This window comes from Corallococcus sp. AB018 (assembly GCF_003986945.1).
GTDB lineage: Bacteria > Myxococcota > Myxococcia > Myxococcales > Myxococcaceae > Corallococcus > Corallococcus exiguus.
In genome coordinates this window covers 1-21,487 of record NZ_RAWR01000065.1, presented here as the reverse complement: position 1 = coordinate 21,487, position 21,487 = coordinate 1, and the positions used below count along the sequence as shown (strand labels likewise).

Sequence of the window (21,487 nt, the reverse complement as noted above, 5' to 3'; positions counted from 1 at the left end):
CGGGCGTGGGCGTGACGCTGACGCAGCGGTCGCTGGTGGAGAAGCTGCCGGCGAGCGCGGGAACGCCGCTGCTTCTGGACACTGCATGGAGCGAGATCGCGCACCTGCCGACCTCGGCGCCGCAGGAAGAAGTGAGCGCGGACGACCTGGCGTACGTGATGTTCACGTCGGGAAGCACCGGCCGGCCGAAGGGCGTGAGCGTGCCGCACCGGGGCATCACGCGGCTGGTGGTGGGCAACGACTTCCTGCGCTTCGGGCCGGGGGAGGTCGGGCTGCAACTGGCGCCGGTGGCCTTTGACGCGTCGACGCTGGAACTCTGGGGCGCGCTGCTGCACGGGGCGAAGCTGGTGCTGGCGCCGCCGCACGCGCAGACGCTGGAGGAGCTGGGCGCGCTGCTGCGCAAGGAGCGCATCAGCACGCTGTGGCTGACCGCCGCGCTGTACGAACAGATGGCGCTGCATCAGGTGGATGCGCTGGCGGAAGTGTCGCAGGTCCTCGCGGGCGGCGACGTGTTGCCAGCCCAGCGAGTGCGCGAGCACTTGAAGCACTTGCCGGAAGGCGCGGTGCTGGTGAACGGATACGGTCCGACGGAGAACACGACGTTCTCCGCGACGCACGCGCTCACGCGTGACTCGGCCGTCACCGCTTCAGTGCCCATCGGCAAGCCGATTGGAAACTCGACGGCGTACGTGCTGGACGGGTACGGCGGCGTGGCCGGAGTGGGCGTGCCGGGAGAGCTGTACGTCGGCGGCGAAGGCCTGGCGTGGGGCTACCTGAACCGTACGGACCTGACGGCGGAGCGCTTCGTTCCGAACGCGTTCAGCACGGAACCCGGCGCGCGGCTGTACCGCACGGGAGACAAGGCGCGCTGGAAGGAAGACGGGACGCTGGAGTTCCTGGGGCGCACCGACTTCCAGGTGAAGGTGCGAGGCTTCCGAATCGAGCTGGGCGAAGTGGAAGCGGCCCTGCTCCAGCATCCGGACGTGGCGGAAGCCGCGGCGGTGGTGCGCGACGTCGGCGGAGACAAGCGGCTCGTCGCGTGGCTCGTGGCGAAGCCGGGACAGAACATCGATCCGAAGGCAGTGGACGCGGGCCTGCGGCAGCGGTTGCCGGAGTACATGGTGCCGTCGGCGATGGGCGTGTTGGAAGCGCTGCCGCTCACGGCCAACGGCAAGGTGGACCGCAAGGCGCTACCTGAAATCGAAGCGACTGCTTCGCAGCACGAGTACGAAGCGCCTCGCACGGAGTCGGAGCAGAAGCTGGCGGCCATCTGGGCGGAAGTGCTGCGCGTCCCGCGGGTCGGGGTGAGGGACAACTTCTTCGCGCTGGGCGGGCACTCGCTGCTGGCGACCCAGGTGGTGTCGCGGATCCGGAAGGAGCTGGGCGCGGAGCTGCCACTGCGGACTCTGTTCGAGGCTCCGACGTTTGAAGCCCTGGCCCGACGGCTGGAGACGGCCGAGCGTCCGCTGCCCGTGGCGCTGGAGTCGATCGCGAACGCTGGGCCGTCGCCGCTGTCGTTCGCGCAGCAGCGCCTGTGGTTCATCGACCAGTTGGAGCCGGGCTCGGCGCTCTACAACGTGCCCGTCGCGGTGCGCCTGGAAGGCGAGCTGGACGTGGGAGCCCTGGACTGGGCCCTGCGTGAAATCGTCCGGCGCCACGAATCCCTCCGCACGACGTTCGAGCTGCACGAGGGGCAGCCCGTCCAGCGCATCCATGCCGACGAAGTCCGCCTCTCCATGGTGCAGATTGACCTGGGGGCGTTGGACGGCGAGCAGCGGGAGGCGGAAGTCCGGCGCCGGCTCGGAGCAGAGCTGGCGGAGCCCTTCGACCTGTACAGGGGGCCGCTCATCCGGGCGAGCCTGCTGAAGCTGGGAGCCACCGAGCACGTGCTGTTCATCACGATGCACCACATCGTGTCGGACGGCTGGTCGCTCGGCGTGCTGATCCGCGAAGTGGGCGCGTTGTACGCGGCCTTCACGGAAGGGCGTCCGTCGCCGCTGCCGGAGCTGTCGTTGCAGTACGCGGGCTATGCGGTGTGGCAGCGTGGCTGGCTGCAGGGCGAGACGCTCCAGAAGGAGGTGGACTTCTGGAGGGGGAAGCTCGCCGGGACGCCGCCCGTCCTGGAATTGCCCACGGACCATCCGCGCCCCGCGGTGCGAGGCAACGCGGGTGCGATCCATTCATTCGTTCTGCCGTCATCGCTGGAGCAGGGACTGAAGGCGCTGGCGCAGCGCGAGGGTGCATCGCTGTACATGGTGCTGCTGGCGGCGTGGCAGATGCTGCTGTCGCGCTACAGCGGACAGACGGACATCAGCGTGGGTTCGCCCATCGCGGGCCGGACGAGAGCGGAGCTGGAAGGGCTCATTGGCTTCTTCGTCAACACGCTGGTGCTGCGCGCGCAGGTCGACAGTGAGAAGTCCTTCCGTGAGTTGCTGACGCAGGTGAAAGGCACGGTGCTGGAGGCGTACGAGCACCAGGACGTGCCGTTCGAGAAGCTGGTGGAAGCGCTGCAGCCCGAGCGCAGCCTGAGTCACACTCCGCTGTTTCAGTCACTGCTCGCGTTGCAGAACACGCCCGAGGGAGAGGCACGGCTGCCCGGGCTGACGATGAATCCCTTGGAGCTGGAGCTTCGTACGTCGAAGTTCGATGTGAGCATCTTCTTCACGGAGACGCCGCAGGGCTTGAGCGGAGCGGTGGAATACAGCACCGACCTGTTCGAAGCAGCGACGGTGCGCCGGATGGTGGAGCACCTGCGGGTGCTGCTGGAAGGCGTGGTGGCGAAGCCGGAGGAGGCAGTGGGCCGGCTGCCCATGCTGACGGAGGCGGAGCGCCAGCAGGTGCTGGTGACGTGGAATCAGCAGCAGGCGGAGTACGCGCGCGACGCGACGATTCCCCAGCTCTTCGAGGCGCAAGCGAAGCGCACCCCGAATGCTGTAGCCGTGGTGAGCGGCAAGCAGCGGCTGACGTACCGGGAACTGGAGGCGAAGGCGAACCAGTTGGCGCACCGTTTGCGCAAGCTGGGCGTGGGCCCCGAGTCCCGCGTAGGCCTGTGCGTGGAGCGTACCGCCGACGTGGTGGTGGGAACGCTGGGCATCCTCAAGGCGGGCGGCGCCTACGTGCCGCTGGATCCGAGCTACCCGAAGGAGCGACTGGGCTGGCTGCTGGAGGACGCGCAGGGCCCGGCTTTGGTGGCGCACTCGCACCTCTTGGAGTCGCTGCCCGCCGTCAGCGCGAAGGCGGTGTGCCTGGACCGTGAGGATGAGTGGGCGGAAGAGTCCTGCTGCCCGCCGACGCCGGAGGTGCGCCCGGAGAACGTGGCGTACCTCATCTACACGTCGGGAAGCACAGGCCGTCCGAAGGGCGTGGCGGTAACGCACCGGAACGCAGTGGCCTTCCTGTCGTGGGCAACGGAGACGTTCACCGAAGAAGAGACGAAGGCGGTACTCGCGGCGACGAGCCTGAATTTCGACCTCTCGGTGTTCGAACTCTTCGCGCCGCTGGTGCGAGGCGGCAGCGTGGTGGTGGTGCGCAATGCCCTGCACCTGGCGGAGGAGAAGCCGGAGGCGGACGTCACGCTCATCAACACGGTGCCATCGGCGATGGCGCAGTTGGTGCGGCTGAAAGCGGTGCCGCCGTCGGTGCGCGTAGTGAATCTCGCTGGCGAAGCGCTGCCCGAGACGCTGGCAAGGGCCGTGTACGCGGTGCCAACGGTTCAGAAGCTCTACAACTTGTACGGCCCGTCGGAAGACACGACGTACTCGACGTGGTCACTGGTGGGGCGCGCAGAGGTGCCGAACATCGGCCGGCCGCTCACCAACACGCGGGCGTACGTGCTGGACAAGTACCTGCAGCCGGTACCGGCGGGCGTAGCGGGAGAGTTGTTCCTGGCAGGCGAAGGCCAGGCGCGCGGCTACCTGCTGAGGCCGGAGCTGACGGCGGAGAAGTTCCTGCCGGAGGTGTACGGCCCCGAAGGCAGCCGCATGTACCGCACGGGAGACCGGGTGCGGTACCGCGCGGACGGAGTGCTGGAGTACCTGGGCCGAGTGGACTTCCAGGTGAAGGTGCGAGGCTTCCGCATCGAGCTGGGCGAAGTCGAAGCAGCCCTGCGTCAACAGGAGTCCGTGAAGGAAGCGGTGGTGGTGGCGAAGGGGGAGGGCGCGGAGAAGCGGCTCGTGGCGTACGTGGCGCCGAAGGCCGGCGCGACGTTGGAAGCGGAGTCGCTGAAGGCAAGTCTGCGCCAACGGTTGCCGGAGTACATGGTGCCCGGAGCGGTGGTGGTGTTGGAGGCACTGCCGCTCAACTCCAACGGCAAGGTGGACCGCAAAGCCCTGCCGGATCCGGAGGCGCCGGCAGCCATCATCACCTACGCAGCCCCGCGCACGGAGACGGAAGCGAAGCTGGCGGCCATCTGGGCGGAAGTGCTGCGCGTCCCTCGGGTGGGCGTGAAGGACGACTTCTTCGCGCTGGGCGGACACTCGCTGCTCGCGACACAAGTCGTGTCGCGAGTTCGCGCGGAGACGGGCGCGGAGCTGCCGCTGCGTGCGCTGTTCGAAGCGCGAACGGTGGAGTCGCTCGCTCGTCAGCTGGGGCAGACCGCGTTCTCTGGCAAGAACACGATGGAGCGCAGGCTGGGGGATGCCGCCCGGCCGCTGTCGTTCGCGCAGCAGCGGTTGTGGTTCATCGACCAGCTGGAGCCGGGGACGGCGCTCTACAACGTGCCCGTCGCGGTGCGGCTGGAGGGGGCGCTGCGCCAGGACGTCCTGGAACGGGGGCTGCGCGAAGTGGTGCGGCGCCATGAAGCGCTGCGGACGACGTTCGCGGAGAAGGATGGTCAGTCCCTCCAGGTCATCCACTCGGACATGACCCTGCATCTGGAGCGGGTGGAGGTGTCCTCGGGGGATGCGCGGCAGCGGATTGAGCAGGAGATGTTGAAGCCGTTCGACCTGTCGCGCGGTCCGCTGATCCGGGCACTCCTGCTGACGCTGGGAGGCGCGGAGCACGTGTTGGTCGTCACGATGCATCACATCGTGTCGGACGGCTGGTCGCTGGGCGTGCTGATCCGGGAGGTGGGCGCGCTGTACGCGGCCTTCGCGGAAGGCCGTCCGTCGCCGCTGCCAGAGCTCCCTGTGCAGTACGCGGACTACGCGGCCTGGCAGCGCGACGGGTTGCAGGGCGCGACGCTCCAGCGGGAGGTGGACTACTGGAAGCGGAAGCTCGTTGGCGCGCCGCCGGTGCTGGAGTTGCCCACGGACCATCCCCGTCCGCCGGTGCGTGGCAGCGCGGGAGCGACGTACTCCTTCCCCTTGTCCCGGTCGCTGACGGGGGACCTCAAGGCGCTGGCCCAGCGGGAAGGTGCGTCGCTGTACATGGCGCTGCTTGCGGGTTGGCAGGTCCTGCTGTCGAGGTACTCGGGGCAGGACGACATCAGCGTGGGTTCGCCCATCGCGGGCCGCACGCGCGCGGAGGTGGAGGGCCTCATCGGCTTCTTCGTCAACACGCTGGTGCTGCGCGCCCAGGTGGATGGAGGCCAGTCCTTCCGGGCGCTGCTCACGCAGGTGCGGGAGACGGTGCTGGGCGCGTACGAGCACCAGGACGTGCCCTTCGAGAAGCTGGTGGAGGCGCTCCAGCCCGAGCGCGACCGGCGTCACACGCCGTTGTTCCAGGTGTTCCTGGCGCTCCAGAACCTGCCTGAGAGCGAAACGCGACTGCCGGGCTTGACGCTCAAGCCCGTGGCCTACGAAGGCCGGACGTCGAAGTTCGACCTGAGCCTCTTCTTCATGGAGACGCCAGACGGGCTGACGGGCGCGGTGGAGTACAGCACCGACCTGTTCGAAGCAGCGACGGTGCGCCGGATGGTGGAGCACCTGCGGGTGCTGCTGGAAGGCATGGTGGCGAAGCCGGACGCAGCGGTGGGCCAGTTGCCCATGCTGATGGAAGCGGAGCGCCAGCAGGTGCTGGTGACGTGGAACCAGCAGCAGGCGGAGTACGCGCGCGACGCGACGATTCCCCAGCTCTTCGAGGCACAAGCGAAGCGCACGTCGGATGCGGTGGCCGTGGTGAGCGGCAAGCAGCGGCTGACGTACCGGGAGGTGGAGGCGAAGGCGAACCAGCTGGCGCACCGGCTGCGCAGGCTGGGAGTGGGCCCGGAGTCGCGAGTGGGCCTGTGCGTGGAGCGCACAGCCGACGTGGTGGTGGGCACGCTGGGCATCCTGAAGGCGGGCGGCGCCTACGTGCCGTTGGATCCGAGCTACCCGAAGGAGCGCTTGGGCTGGCTGCTGGAGGATGCGCAGGGCCCGGCGCTGGTGGCGCACTCGCACCTCTTGGAGTCACTGCCTGCCTTCAGCGCTCAGGCGGTGTGCCTGGACCGTGAAGAGGAGTGGGCGGAAGAGTCCTGCTGCCCGCTGACGCCGGAGGTGCGCCCGGAGAATGTGGCGTACCTCATCTACACGTCGGGAAGCACGGGCCGTCCGAAGGGCGTCGCGGTGACGCACCGGAACGCGGTGGCTTTCCTCGCGTGGGCAACGGAGACGTTCACGGAGGAGGAGACGAAGGCGGTGCTCGCGGCAACGAGCCTGAACTTCGACCTCTCGGTGTTCGAGCTGTTCACGCCGCTGGTGCGAGGCGGCAGCGTGGTGGTGGTGCGCAATGCTCTGCACCTGGCGGAGGAGAAGCCGGAGGCGGACGTCACGCTCATCAACACGGTGCCGTCGGCGATGGCGCAGTTGGTGCGGCTGAACGCCGTGCCGCCGTCGGTGCGCGTAGTGAATCTCGCTGGCGAGGCACTGCCCGAGACGCTGGCGAAGGGCGTCTACGGCATCCCCACGGTGCAGAAGCTGTACAACCTGTACGGCCCGTCGGAAGACACGACGTACTCGACGTGGTCGCTGGTGGGGCGGAATGAAGTGCCGAACATCGGCCGGCCGCTCACCAACACGCGGGCATACGTGCTGGACAAGTACCTGCAGCCGGTGCCGGTGGGCGTGGCGGGAGAGCTGTTCCTGGCGGGAGAAGGCCAGGCGCGCGGCTACCTGCTGAGGCCGGAGCTGACGGCGGAGAAGTTCCTGCCGGAGGTGTACGGCCCGGAAGGCAGCCGCATGTACCGCACGGGAGACCGGGTGCGGTACCGCGCGGACGGAGTGCTGGAGTACCTGGGCCGGGTGGACTTCCAGGTGAAGGTGCGAGGCTTCCGCATCGAGCTGGGCGAAGTGGAGTCCGCGCTGCGCCAGCAGGAGACGGTGAAGGACGCAGTGGTGGTGGCGAAGGGGGAGGGGGCGGAGAAGCGCCTCGTGGCGTACGTGGCCCCGAAGGCCGGCGCGACGCTGGAAGCGGAGTCGCTGAAGGCGAGCCTGCGTCAGCGCTTGCCGGAGTACATGGTGCCCGGAGCAGTGGTGGTGCTGGACGCACTGCCGCTCAATTCCAACGGCAAGGTGGACCGCAAGGCCCTGCCGGAGCCGGATGCTCAAAAGGCCGGAAGTACCTACGAGGCTCCGCGCACGGATGCGGAAGCAAGGCTCGCGGCCATCTGGGCGGAGGTGCTGCGGGTGCCTCAGGTGGGCGTGAAGGACGATTTCTTCGCGCTGGGTGGCCACTCCCTGCTGGCGACGCAGGTGGTGTCGCGAGTGCGCGCGGAGATGGGCGCGGAGCTGCCGCTGCGCGCGCTGTTCGAATCGCGCACGGTGGAGTCGCTCGCCCATCAGCTGGAGAAAGCCGCGTCCTCGAGCAAGACGGCGATGAAGCGCAGGCTGGGGGCCGCCGCCCGACCGCTGTCGTTCGCGCAGCAGCGGTTGTGGTTCATCGACCAGATGGAGCCGGGCACCGCGCTCTACAACATGCCCGTGGCACTGCGGCTGGAAGGTGACCTGGACGTGGGCGTCCTGGAGCGCGCCCTGCGTGAGGTCGTGAACCGTCACGAGGCCCTGCGCACGACCTTCGAGGTGCAGGACGGTCAGCCCCTCCAGGTCATCCATTCGGACCTGGCACTGCACCTGGAGCGGGTGGAGGTGTCCGAGTCAGCTGCACGGCAGCGGATTGAACAGGAGATGTTGAAGCCGTTCGACCTGTCGCGCGGTCCGCTGCTTCGAGCGCTCCTGCTGAAGTTGGGCAATCGGGAGCACGCGCTGGTCGTCTCGATGCACCACATCGTGTCGGACGGCTGGTCGCTGGGCGTGTTGATCCGCGAAGTGGGCGCGCTGTACGCGGCCTTCTCCTCGGGGCAGCCGTCACCCTTGCCAGAGCTGCCCGTGCAGTACGGGGACTACGCGGCCTGGCAGCGTGACTGGCTGCGGGACGAGGCCCTGGCGCGCGAGGTGGACTACTGGAAGCAGTCGTTGATGGGGGCGCCGCCGGTGCTGGAGCTGCCGACGGACCGTCCGCGTCCGGCGGTGCGCACCAACGTCGGCACGACGCTGGGCTTCATGCTGCCGCTGGATCTGTCCCAGCGGTTGAGCGCGCTGGCCCTGCAGGAGGGCGCCTCGCTGTTCATGGCGCTGCTGGCCGGGTGGCAGGTGCTGCTGTCGCGCTACTCGGGGCAGACGGACATCAGCGTGGGTTCGCCCATCGCGGGCCGGACGCGCGCGGAGGTCGAAGGGCTCATCGGCTTCTTCGTCAACACGCTGGTGCTGCGCACCCAGGTCGACGGAGAGGCGTCCTTCCGTGAGCTGCTGAAGCAGGTGAGGGGAACGGTCCTGGGCGCGTACGAGCACCAGGACGTGCCCTTCGAAAAGCTGGTGGAGGCGCTGCAGCCCGAGCGCAGCCTGAGCCACACGCCGCTGTTCCAGACGTCGATGTCGCTCCAGAACGTGCCCATCGAGGAGTCCAGACTCCCCGGCCTGGTTCTCAAGCCTGTGCCCTACGAAGGCCGCACGTCGAAGTTCGACCTGAGCCTCTTCTTCACGGAGACACCGGACGGGCTGGCCGGAGCGGTGGAGTACAGCACTGACCTGTTCGAAGCAGCGACGGTGCGCCGGATGGTGGATCACCTGCGCATGCTGCTGGAAGGCATGGTGGCGAAGCCGGACGCAGCGGTGGGCCAGCTGCCCATGCTGACTGAAGCGGAGCGCCAGCAGGTGTTGGTGACGTGGAACCAGCAGCAGGCGGAGTACGACCGGAACGCGACGATTCCGGCGCTCTTCGAGGCGCAGGCGAAGCGCACGCCGGATGCCGTGGCCGTGGTGAGCGGCAAGCAGCAACTGACGTACCGGGAGGTGGAGGCGAAGGCGAACCAGCTGGCACACCGGCTGCGCAAGCTGGGCGTGGGTCCGGAGTCGCGAGTGGGCCTGTGCGTGGAGCGCACGGCGGACGTGGTGGTGGGGACGCTGGGCATCCTCAAGGCCGGCGGCGCGTACGTGCCGTTGGATCCGAGCTACCCGAAGGAACGTCTGGGCTGGCTGCTGGAGGATGCGCAAGGCCCGGCGTTGGTCGCGCACTCGCACCTATTGGAGTCGCTGCCCGCCTTCAGGGCGCAGGCGGTCTGCCTGGACACGGACGCGGCATTGGCGACGGAGCCCAAGGAGGCACCGGAAGCAGAACTGCGCCCGGAGAACGTGGCGTACCTCATCTACACGTCGGGAAGCACGGGCCGTCCGAAGGGCGTGGCGGTGACGCACCGGAACGCGGTGGCCTTCCTCGCGTGGGCAACGGAGACGTTCACGGAGGAGGAGACGAAGGCGGTACTCGCGGCGACGAGCCTGAACTTCGACCTCTCGGTGTTCGAACTCTTCGCGCCGCTGGTGCGAGGCGGCAGCGTGGTGGTGGTGCGCAATGCCCTGCACCTGGCGGAGGAGAAGCCGGAGGCGGACGTCACCCTCATCAACACGGTGCCGTCTGCGATGGCGCAGTTGGTGCGGCTGAACGCAGTGCCGCCGTCAGTGCAGGTCATCAATCTCGCCGGTGAAGCGTTGCCGGAGACGTTGGCGAAGGGGGTCTACGGCATCCCCACGGTGAGGAAGCTCTACAACCTGTACGGCCCGTCGGAAGACACGACGTACTCGACGTGGTCGCTGGTGGGGCGCGCAGAGGTGCCGAACATCGGCCGGCCGCTGACCAACACGCGGGCCTACGTGCTGGACAAGCACCTGCAGCCGGTGCCGGTGGGCGTCGCGGGCGAGCTGTTCCTGGCGGGCGAAGGCCAGGCGCGCGGCTACCTGCTGAGGCCGGAGCTGACGGCGGAGAAGTTCCTGCCGGAAGTCTACGGCCCGGAAGGCAGCCGGATGTACCGCACGGGGGACCGGGTGCGGTACCGGGCGGACGGAGTGCTGGAGTACCTGGGCCGAGTGGACTTCCAGGTGAAGGTGCGAGGCTTCCGCATCGAGCTGGGCGAAGTGGAGTCTGCGCTGCGCCAGCAAGAGGCAGTGAAGGAAGCAGTGGTGGTGGCGAAGGGGGAGGGCGCGGAGAAGCGCCTCGTGGCGTACGTGGCGCCGAAGGCCGGCGCGACGTTGGAAGCGGAGTCGCTGAAGGCAAGCCTGCGTCAGCGGCTGCCGGAGTACATGGTGCCTGGGGCGGTGGTGGTGCTGGAGGCACTGCCGCTCAACTCCAACGGCAAGGTGGACCGCAAGGCCCTGCCGGAGCCGGAGGCACCGACCTCCACCCGCACGTACGTGGCCCCGCGCACGGAGACGGAAGCGAAGCTGGCGGCCATCTGGGCGGAAGTGCTGCGAGTCCCCCAGGTGGGCGTGAAGGACGACTTCTTCGCGCTCGGAGGCCACTCGCTGCTGGTGACGCAGGTGGTGTCGCGCATCCGCACGGAGACCGGCGTGGAGTTGCCGCTGCGCGCGTTGTTCGAGGCTCCCACGCTCGAGGCCCTGGCCCAACGGATGGGGACGGCGGGCCGCGGCCAGAGCTCGATGCCGGGCGACTCGTTGATGGGCACGACGCCGCCGCTGTCGTTCGCGCAGCAGCGCCTGTGGTTCATCGACCAGTTGGAGCCGGGTACGGCGCTCTACAACCTGCCCGTGGCGGTGCGGCTGATGGGCGCGCTGGATGTCGCGGCCCTGGAGCGGGCCCTGAACGAGGTCGTGCGCCGTCACGAAGCCCTGCGGACCACCTTCGAGGAGCGCGGCGGTCAGGCCATCCAGGTCATCCAGCCCACCCTGTCACTGGAGCTGGGCCGGGAGGACCTGCGGTCCATCGACGAAGCCCGCCGCGAGACGGAGGCCCACCGGCAGGTGGAGCAGGAGATGCTCCGCCCCTTCGACCTGGGCCGTGGGCCGTTGATCCGCACCCGGCTGTTCACGCTCGGGGAGCGCGAGAGCGTCCTCGTGGTGACGATGCACCACATCGTGTCGGACGGCTGGTCGCTGGGCGTGTTGATCCGCGAGGTGGGCGCGCTCTACGCGGCCTTCTCCTCGGGGCAGCCGTCCCCTCTGCCCGAGCTGCCCGTGCAGTACGCGCGCTACGCGTCCTGGCAACGCGGCCGGCTCCAGGGAGAAGTCCTCGCGCGGCAGGTGGACTACTGGAAGCGGAAGCTCGCCGGCGCGCCGCCGGTGCTGGAGCTGCCCACGGACCGCCCGCGTCCGCCCGAGCGGGGCATCGCGGGCGCGAAGTACGCCTTCACCCTGTCCCGGTCGTTGACGGGAGCGCTCAAGGCGCTGGCCCAGCGGGAAGGGGCCTCTCTGTACATGGTGCTGCTGTCGGGGTGGCAGGTGCTGATGGCTCGCTACAGCGGCCAGCAGGACATCAGCGTGGGTTCACCCATCGCGGGCCGCATGCGCGCGGAGCTGGAGGGGCTCATCGGCTTCTTCGTCAACACGCTCGTGCTGCGCGCGAACGTGGACGGCGCCCTGTCCTTCCGGCAGTTGCTCTCCCAGGTGCGTGAAACGGTGCTGGATGCGTACGAGCACCAGGAGGTCCCGTTCGAGAAGCTGGTGGAGGTCCTCCAGCCCGAGCGCAGCCGCAGCCACACGCCGCTGTTCCAGACGATGCTCGCCCTCCAGAACATGCCGATGGGCGAGCTGCGGCTGCCGGACGTGGTGCTCCAGCCGGTGAACGTGGAGAGCCCCATCGCGCAGTTCGACCTGAGCGTGTCGTTCATGGAGCTGCCTCAGGGCCTCTCCGGCACGATGGAGTACAGCACGGAGCTGTTCGACGCGGGCACCGTCCAGCGGATGGTCACGCACCTGCTCATGCTGCTCGAAGGCGCGGTCGCGCGCCCGGACACGAGAGTGGCCCGACTGCCCCTGCTGACCGGCGCCGAGCGCCGCGAAATGCTGGTGGAGTGGAACGCCACGCGCGCGCCCTTCCCCGAGTCCAGCCTGCATGCGCTCTTCGAGGCGCAGGTCCGTCGCGCGCCAGATGCCGTGGCTGCTGTCTTCGAGGGAACGCAACTGACGTACGCGCAGCTCGACGCGCACGCCAATCAGCTCGCCCATGCCCTGCGCCGTCGTGGCGTGGGACCGGAGGTCCGCGTCGCGCTCAGCGTCGAGCGCTCCCTCGACATCGTCATGGGCCTGCTCGGCATCCTGAAGGCCGGTGGCGCCTGGGTGCCCGTGGATCCGCTCCTGCCCCGGGAGCGCCTGGCGTTCATGCTGGAGGACAGTGCGGCGCAGGTGCTCGTCACCCAGCAGCCACTGGTGGCCCGTTTCCCGGAGGCCCTGCATGCGCGCGCTCTCTGCTTGGACACCGAGCGCGAATCGCTGGCCGAGGAGCCGACGAATGCGCCCGTGACGGGCGTGACGCCCGCGAACATGGCGTACCTGCTCTACACCTCGGGCAGCACGGGGACGCCGAAGGGCACGGCGGTGGAGCACCGCGGCGTGGCCAACCTGGTCACCCACGAAGCGGTGGCGTACGGCATCGGCCCTGGCAGCCGAGTGCTTCAGTTCGCCAGCCTCAGCTTCGACCTGTCGGTGGAGGAGATCTTCACCACGCTCTGCAACGGCGCCACGCTGGTGCTCGCCCCGCTGGAGAAGTTGATGCCGGGCGCGCCGCTGCCCGTGCTGCTGCGTGAGCAGGAGTTGAGCGTCGTCAGCCTCACCCCCGCGGCGTTGGCGGCCACCTCCTCCGAGGGGCTCCCCAATGTACGCACCGTCATCTCCGGCGGTGAGGCCCTGCCCGCGGACGTCGCTGCGCGGTGGGCTCCGGGTCGGCGCCTGCTCAATACATACGGCCCGACGGAAGCCACCGTCATCGCCACGCTGGGCGAGGTGGTGGCGGATGGAAACGTGCCGTCCATCGGCATGCCGCTGGCGAACGTGCGCGTCTACGTATTGGACCCGCACGGGCAGCCGGTGCCCGTGGGCGTGCGCGGCGAGTTGCACATCGGCGGCGTGGGCGTGGCGCGTGGCTACGCGGGACGTCCGGGACTCACCGCCGAGCGCTTCGTGCCGGACGCCTTCTCGGGTGAAGCGGGCGCCCGGCTCTACCGGACGGGCGACGTCGTGCGCTGGCGTGCGGACGGACAGCTGGACTTCATCGGCCGCCTGGACTCCCAGGTGAAGGTGCGCGGCTTCCGCATCGAACTGGGCGAGGTCGAAACCGCGCTGGCGCGGCAGCCGGGCGTGAGCGAGGCCGTGGTGTTGGTTCGGGGCGACGGCGCCGACAAGCGGCTGGTGGGCTACGTCGTGGCGAAGGAAGGCCACGCGCTGGACGTGGACACGCTGCGCACGGGCCTGCGCCAGGGGATGCCCGAGTACATGGTACCGGGGGCGCTGATGGTGCTGGACGCCCTGCCGCTCAACGCGAACGGCAAGGTGGACCGCAGGGCGCTACCGGAGCCGGAGGCCGCCCGAGGGGGCGACGCCTACGTGGCCCCGCGCACCGTGACGGAGGCGAAGCTCGCGTCCATCTGGGCGGAGGTGCTGCGCCTGCAGCGCGTGGGCGTGAAGGACAACTTCTTCGCGCTGGGCGGACACTCGCTGCTGGCGACGCAGGTGGTGTCGCGCATCCGCACGTCGCTGGGCGTGGAGATGCCGCTGCGCCTGCTGTTCGAAGCGCCCACGGTGGAGGCGCTGGCGCAGCGGATCGAGCAACTGGGACGCTCCGGCGTGCCCACGCTGAGCGCCGGAGCGCGTCCGGCGTCGCTGCCGCTGTCCTTCGCGCAGCAGCGGTTGTGGTTCATCGACCAGCTGGAGCCGGGCAGCCCGCTCTACAACGTGCCCACCGTGGTGCGGCTGGAGGGCGACCTGGACGCCGCTGCGCTGGAGCAGGCCCTGCGGGAGGTCGTGCAACGGCACGAAGCCCTGCGCACGACGTTCGAAGAGGAGGCAGGCCAGCCCGTTCAGCGCATCCACGCGTCCGTGGACGTGCCGTTGAACATCATGGACCTGACGGGCTCCGGGCCTGAACGGGAGGACGTGGCCCGTCAGCGGGTGCTGGAGGAGTTGGCGAAGCCCTTCGACCTGATGCGTGGACCGCTCCTGCGGGCGCTGATGGTGCGGATGGATGCACGCGACCACCTGCTCGTGATCACGATGCACCACGCCGTGTCGGACGGCTGGTCCGTGGGCGTTCTGCTCCGCGAGCTGGGGGCGCTGTACACCGCGCGGGCGAACGGCCTGGCGTTGGCACTGCCGCCGCTGCCGGTGCAGTACGCGGACTACGCGGCCTGGCAGCGCGACTGGCTGCGGGATGAAACCCTGGCGCGCGAGGTGGACTACTGGAAGCAGTCGCTGACGGGAGCACCGCCGGTGCTGGAGTTGCCGACGGACCGTCCGCGTCCGGCGGTGCGCACGAACGCCGGCTCGACGCTGGGCTTCATGCTGCCGCTGGAGCTGTCCCAGCGGTTGGGCGCCCTGGCTCGAAGTGAAGGCGCGTCGCTGTTCATGGTGCTGCTGGCCGGGTGGCAGGTGCTGCTGTCGCGCTACTCGGGGCAGGCGGACATCAGCGTGGGTTCCCCTATCGCGGGACGAACGCGCGCGGAGGTGGAGGGCCTCATCGGCTTCTTCGTCAACACGCTGGTGCTGCGCACCCAGGTCGATGGAGAGGTGTCTTTCCGCGCGCTGCTCGCGCAGGTGCGGGAGATGGTGCTGGGGGCGTACGAGCACCAGGACGTGCCGTTCGAGAAGCTGGTGGAAGCGCTGCATCCGGAGCGCAGCCTGAGCCACACGCCGCTGTTCCAGACGTTGATGTCGCTCCAGAACGTGCCCATCGAGGAGTCTCATCTCCCAGGGCTGGTGCTCAAGCCCATGAGTCTCGAGGGCCGCACGTCGAAGTTCGACCTGAGCCTCTTCTTCACGGAGACGCCGGACGGGCTGGCCGGAGCGGTGGAGTACAGCACCGACCTGTTCGAAGCGACGACGATGCGCCGGATGGTGGAGCACCTGCGCATGCTGCTGGAAGGCGTGGTGTCAAAGCCGGACGCAGCGGTGGGACGGCTGTCCCTGCTCACGCCCGTGGAGCGTCAGCAGGTGCTGGTGACGTGGAACCAGCAGCAGGCGGAGTACGACCGGGACGCGACGATTCCGGCGCTCTTCGAGGCGCAGGCGAAGCGCACGCCGGATGCCGTGGCGGTGGTGAGCGGCAAGCAGCGGCTGACGTACCGGGAGGTGGAGGCGAAGGCGAACCAGTTGGCGCACCGGCTGCGCAAGCTGGGAGTGGGCCCCGAGTCCCGAGTGGGCCTGTGCGTGGAGCGTACGGCGGACGTCGTGGTGGGCACGCTGGGCATCCTCAAGGCCGGCGGCGCGTACGTACCGTTGGATCCGAGCTACCCGAAGGAGCGACTGGGCTGGCTGCTGGAGGATGCGCAGGGCCCGGCGTTGGTCGCGCACTCGCACCTATTGGAGTCGCTGCCCGCCTTCAGGGCGCAGGCGGTCTGCCTGGACACGGACGCGGCATTGGCGACGGAGCCCAAGGAGGCACCGGAAGCAGAACTGCGCCCGGAGAACGTGGCGTACCTCATCTACACGTCGGGAAGCACGGGCCGTCCGAAGGGCGTGGCGGTGACGCACCGGAACGCGGCGGCCTTCCTCGCGTGGGCAACGGAGACGTTCACGGAAGAGGAGACGAAGGCGGTGCTCGCGGCGACGAGCCTGAACTTCGACCTCTCCGTCTTCGAACTCTTCGCGCCGTTGGTGCGAGGCGGCAGCGTGGTGGTGGTGCGCAACGCCCTGCACCTGGCGGAGGAGAAGCCAGAAGCGGACGTCACGCTCATCAATACGGTGCCGTCGGCGATGGCGCAGTTGGTGCGGCTGAACGCAGTGCCGCCGTCAGTGCAGGTCATCAACCTCGCCGGTGAAGCGTTGCCGGAGACGTTGGCGAAGGGGGTCTACGGCATCCCCACGGTGAGGAAGCTCTACAACCTGTATGGGCCGTCGGAAGACACGACGTACTCGACGTGGTCGCTGGTGGGGCGCGCAGAGGTGCCGAACATCGGCCGGCCGCTGACCAACACGCGGGCGTACGTGCTGGACAAGTATCTGCAGCCGGTGCCGGTGGGCGTCGCGGGCGAGCTGTTCCTGGCGGGCGAAGGCCAGGCGCGCGGCTACCTGCTGAGGCCGGAGCTGACGGCGGAGAAGTTCCTGCCGGAAGTCTACGGCCCGGAAGGCAGCCGGATGTACCGCACGGGAGACCGGGTGCGGTACCGGGCGGACGGAGTGCTGGAGTACCTGGGCCGGGTGGACTTCCAGGTGAAGGTGCGAGGCTTCCGTATCGAGCTGGGCGAAGTCGAAGCAGCCCTGCGTCAACAGGAGTCGGTGAAGGAAGCGGTGGTGGTGGCGAAGGGGGAGGGCGCGGAGAAGCGCCTCGTGGCGTACGTGGCGCCGAAGGCCGGCGCGACGTTGGAAGCGGAGTCGCTGAAGGCAAGTCTGCGCCAACGGTTGCCGGAGTACATGGTGCCCGGAGCGGTGGTGGTGCTGGAGGCACTGCCGCTCAACTCCAACGGCAAGGTGGACCGCAAGGCCCTGCCGGAGCCAGAGGCCCAGAAGTCCGGCAACACGTACGAAGCGCCCCGCACGGAAGTGGAAGCGAAGCTGGCTGCCATCTGGGCGGAGGTGCTGCGAGTCCCCCAGGTCGGCGTGAAGGACGACTTCTTCGCGCTGGGTGGCCACTCCCTGCTGGCGACACAGGTGGTGTCGCGGGTGCGCGCGGAGACGGGATCGGAGTTGCCGCTGCGCGCGTTGTTCGAAGCGCCCACGGTGGAAGCTCTCGCCCGGCGGCTGGAGAAGGCCGGACGCGCGAAGGCACCGGCCATCGTGCCCGTGTCACGAGACGCAGCGCTGCCACTGTCGTTCGCGCAGCAGCGCCTGTGGTTCATCGATCAGCTGGAGCCGGGCACGGCGCTCTACAACGTACCCATCGCGGTACGGCTGGAAGGCGACCTGAACGTGGAGGTCCTGGACCGGGCCCTGCGTGAGGTCGTGCGCCGTCACGAGGCCCTGCGGACAACGTTCGTCGCGGGCAACCCCGAGCCGGAGCAACGGACCACGTCCGATAGCGCCTTCACGCTGGCGGTGGATGGCCTGACGTCGAACACCGCCGCGCTTCGCAAGCGTGTGGAGCAAGAGGTGCTGAGGCCCTTCGAGCTCGCACACGGTCCGCTCCTCAGAGCGCTCCTGCTGAAGCTCGACGCGCGCGAACACGTGCTCGTCGTCACGATGCACCACATCGTGTCGGACGGATGGTCGCTCGGCGTGTTGGTCCGCGAGGTCGGCGCGCTCTACGCGGCGTTCGTGCAGGGCCAGCCCTCGCCGCTGCCGGAGTTGCCCGTGCAGTACGCGGACTACGCGGCCTGGCAGCGCGGCGGGTTGCAGGGCGCGACGCTCCAGCGGGAGGTGGACTACTGGAAGCAGAAGCTCTCCGGTGCGCCGCCAGTGCTGGAGTTGCCCACGGACCGTCCGCGTCCCGCGGTGCGAGGAACCGCGGGAGCGACCCAGAACTTCCTCTGGCCGCAATCGCTGGCCCAGGGCCTCCGTGGCCTCGCGCAGCGTGAAGGGGCCTCGCTGTACATGGTGCTGCTGGCGGGTTGGCAGGTCCTGCTGTCGCGCTACAGCGGCCAGCAGGACATCAGCGTGGGTTCGCCCATCGCGGGCCGCACACGCGCGGAGGTGGAGGGCCTCATCGGCTTCTTCGTCAACACGCTGGTGCTGCGCACGGACCTGTCCGGAGACCCCAGCTTCCGGGGCCTGCTCCAGCAGGTGCGTGAGACGGTTCTGGAGGCGCAGGAACACCAGGAGGTGCCGTTCGAGAAGCTGGTGGAGGCGCTCCAGCCCGAGCGCAGCCGCAGCCACACGCCGCTGTTCCAGACACTGCTGGCGCTCCAGAACGTGCCCGTGGGTGAAGCCCGGCTGCCCGGCATGACGCTCAGGCCTGTGGAGATCGCGGGCGGAACGTCGAAGTTCGACCTGAGCGTCTTCTTCGTGGAGACCGCGGAGGGCCTGAGCGGAACGCTGGAATACAGCACCGATCTGTTCGAAGCAGCGACGGTGCGCCGGATGGTGGAGCACCTGCACATGCTGCTGGAAGGCGTGGTGGCGAAGCCGGAAACAGCGGTGGGCCAGTTGCCCCTACTCACTCCGGCGGAGCGCCAGCAGGTGCTGGTGACGTGGAACCAGCAGCAGTCGGAGTACGACCGCGCCGCGACGATTCCCCAGCTCTTCGAGGCACAAGCGAAGCGCACGCCGGATGCCGTGGCGGTGGTGAGCGGCAAGCAGCGGCTGACGTACCGGGAGGTGGAGGCGAAGGCGAACCAGCTGGCGCACCGGCTGCGCAAGCTGGGCGTGGGTCCCGAGTCCCGAGTGGGCCTGTGCGTGGAGCGTACGGCGGACGTGGTGGTGGGGACGCTGGGCATCCTCAAGGCCGGCGGCGCGTACGTACCGTTGGACCCGAGCTATCCGAAGGAGCGCCTGGGCTGGCTGCTGGAGGACGCGCAGGGTCCGGCACTGGTGGCGCACTCGCACCTGCTGGAGTCGTTGCCCGCTTTCAGGGCGCAGGCGGTCTGCCTGGACACGGACGCGACGTTGGCCACGGAGCCCAAGGAGGCACCGGAAGCAGATCTGCGCCCGGAGAACGTGGCGTACCTCATCTACACGTCGGGAAGCACGGGCCGTCCGAAGGGCGTCGCGGTGACGCACCGGAACGCGGTGGCCTTCCTGTCGTGGGCAACGGAGACGTTCACCGAAGAAGAGACGAAGGCAGTGCTCGCGGCAACGAGCCTGAACTTCGACCTCTCCGTCTTCGAACTCTTCGCGCCGCTGGTGAGGGGCGGCAGCGTGGTGGTGGTGCGCAATGCCCTGCACCTGGTGGAGGAGAAGCCGGAGGTGGACGTCACGCTCATCAACACGGTGCCGTCTGCGATGGCGCAGTTGGCGCGGCTGAACGCAGTGCCGCCGTCGGTGCAGGTCATCAACCTCGCCGGTGAAGCCTTGCCGGAGACACTGGCGAAGGGCGTCTACGGCATCCCCACGGTGCGCAAGCTGTACAACCTGTATGGCCCGTCGGAAGACACGACGTACTCGACGTGGTCGCTGGTGGGGCGGAATGAGGTGCCGAACATCGGCCGGCCGCTGACCAACACGCGTGCGTACGTGCTGGACAAGTACCTCCAGCCAGTGCCGGTGGGCGTCGCGGGAGAGTTGTTCCTGGCAGGCGAAGGCCAGGCACGCGGCTACCTGCTGAGGCCGGATCTGACGGCGGAGAAGTTCCTGCCGGAAGTCTACGGCCCCGAAGGCAGCCGGATGTACCGCACGGGGGACCGCGTGCGGTACCGCGCGAATGGAGTGCTGGAGTACCTGGGCCGGGTGGACTTCCAGGTGAAGGTGCGAGGCTTCCGCATCGAGCTGGGCGAAGTGGAGTCCGCACTGCGCCAGCAGGAGACGGTGAAGGACGCGGTGGTGGTGGCGAAGGGGGAGGGCGCGGAGAAGCGGCTCGTGGCGTACGTGGCGCCGAAGGCCAACGCGACACTGGAAGCGGAGGCCCTGAAGGCAAGCCTGCGCCAACGGCTGCCGGAGTACATGGTGCCCGGAGCGGTGGTGGTGCTGGAGGCACTGCCGCTCAACTCCAACGGCAAGGTGGACCGCAAGGCCCTGCCGGACCTGGACGTCACCACGTCCCAGGCCGAGAACTTCGTCGCACCCCGTGACGCGCTGGAGTCCCAGCTCGTGGCGGTGTGGGAAGAGGTCCTGGGCGTGAAGCCCATCGGGGTGCGCACCAGCTTCTTCGCGCTGGGAGGCCACTCGCTGCTCGCGGTCCGCCTGATGGCCGCGCTGCGCGAACAACTGGGCCGCGATGTCCCCCTGGCCGCGCTCTTCCAGCACCCCACCGTGGAGGACCTGGCCAACCTGCTTCGCGCCGAGACGGAGACGTGGTCGCCGCTCGTCCCGCTGGAGAAGGGCGACGCGGGCCTCCGGCCCCTGTTCCTCGTCCACCCGGGTGGCGGCAACGTGCTCGCCTACCCGGAGCTGGCGCGGCTCCTGGGGCCCCAGCAGCCTGTCTTCGGCCTCCAGGCTCGCGGCCTCCAGGCCGGCCATGCCGTGGTGGAGACCGTGGAGGAGATGGCCACCCTGTATGTGGCCGCCATTCGCTCGGAGCAGCCGGAAGGGCCGTACCGCCTCGCGGGCTGGTCGCTCGGCGGCGTCATCGCCTTCGAGATGGCCCGCCAGCTGCGCGCTCAAGGCCAGACCGTGGGGCTGCTGGCGCTGCTGGACGCCTACGTCCCCGGCGTCGGGGCGCCTCCCGGCGACGCTCCCAGGAAAGACCCCGACGCCAGCACACGCGTCGCCTTCGCCCTGACGGTGGCCCAGGCCTTCTCCCTGACCCTGCCGGTGTCCAACGAGGCCCTGGAGCGCATGGATGACGAAGCCATGCTGGGGACGCTCCTCGCCGTGGGCGTCCAGGCCGGACTCCTGGAGGAAGCGACGGGCCGCGAGCAATTGCGCGCCTTGTTCCGCGTCTACCAGGCCAACCTGCGCGCCATGGACCGCTACGTGCCTGGCCCCTACGACGGACCGGCGCTGTTGCTCGCCGCCACGGAAGGGACCCCCACCCCCGAGGTGCCCCGCCACCGCGGCTGGGAGCCCTTCGTCCGGGGGGGACTGGACGTGAAGGACGTCCCTGGGGGACACCATCAACTCATGCAGGAGCCGTACGTGCGGCACGTGGCCACGCTGTTGCGCGAGGCCCTGGAGGACAAGTCATGACCACTGAAACATCCGCGACATCCAGCGGGGGCTCACCGTGGCCCAACCGCATCATCCTGGCCATCTGGTTCGTGTGCTTCTCCGTGGGCTCACTGATCCACATCCTCGTCGTGGCGAAGTACGGCCTCTTCGCGAATGATCCGGCGGATCCGCTGCCCATGCCGTTCGTCGTCGTGAACGAGCTGTTCACGGTCCTCAACCCGCTCACCATCGCGCTGCTCATCTTCAAGCGGCGGGCGGGCATCCTCTCCGCGCTGGGCGTGGTGGCGCTTGTCTACGTCCTCAACCTGGCCCTGATGGTGTGGTTCTGGACCGCGAAGCAGCACCTCCACGTCGCGTGGCTGTACCTCAACGGCACCATGGGCGTGTTCATGGCCCTGACCGCCAGGCGCCTGTGGCGGGCCGCCCCCGAGGCGAAGGCC

2 protein-coding genes (1 of these 2 cut by a window edge) are annotated in these 21,487 nt (G+C 69.1%); both read left to right on the top strand.

What is annotated here, in order from left to right:
• Positions 1-21,065 carry the 3' portion of a non-ribosomal peptide synthetase gene (locus D7Y11_RS15820; protein WP_126934119.1) on the top strand. The gene continues 8,161 nt to the left of window position 1, outside the view, so 21,065 of the gene's 29,226 nt are visible here — the last part of the coding sequence; the start codon falls outside the window, past its left edge; the stop codon is at positions 21,063-21,065.
• Positions 21,062-21,487 (top strand): hypothetical protein (locus tag D7Y11_RS15815; protein WP_148139210.1); only part of this gene is annotated, 426 nt, incomplete at its 3' end. The genes D7Y11_RS15820 and D7Y11_RS15815, both read left to right, overlap by 4 nt.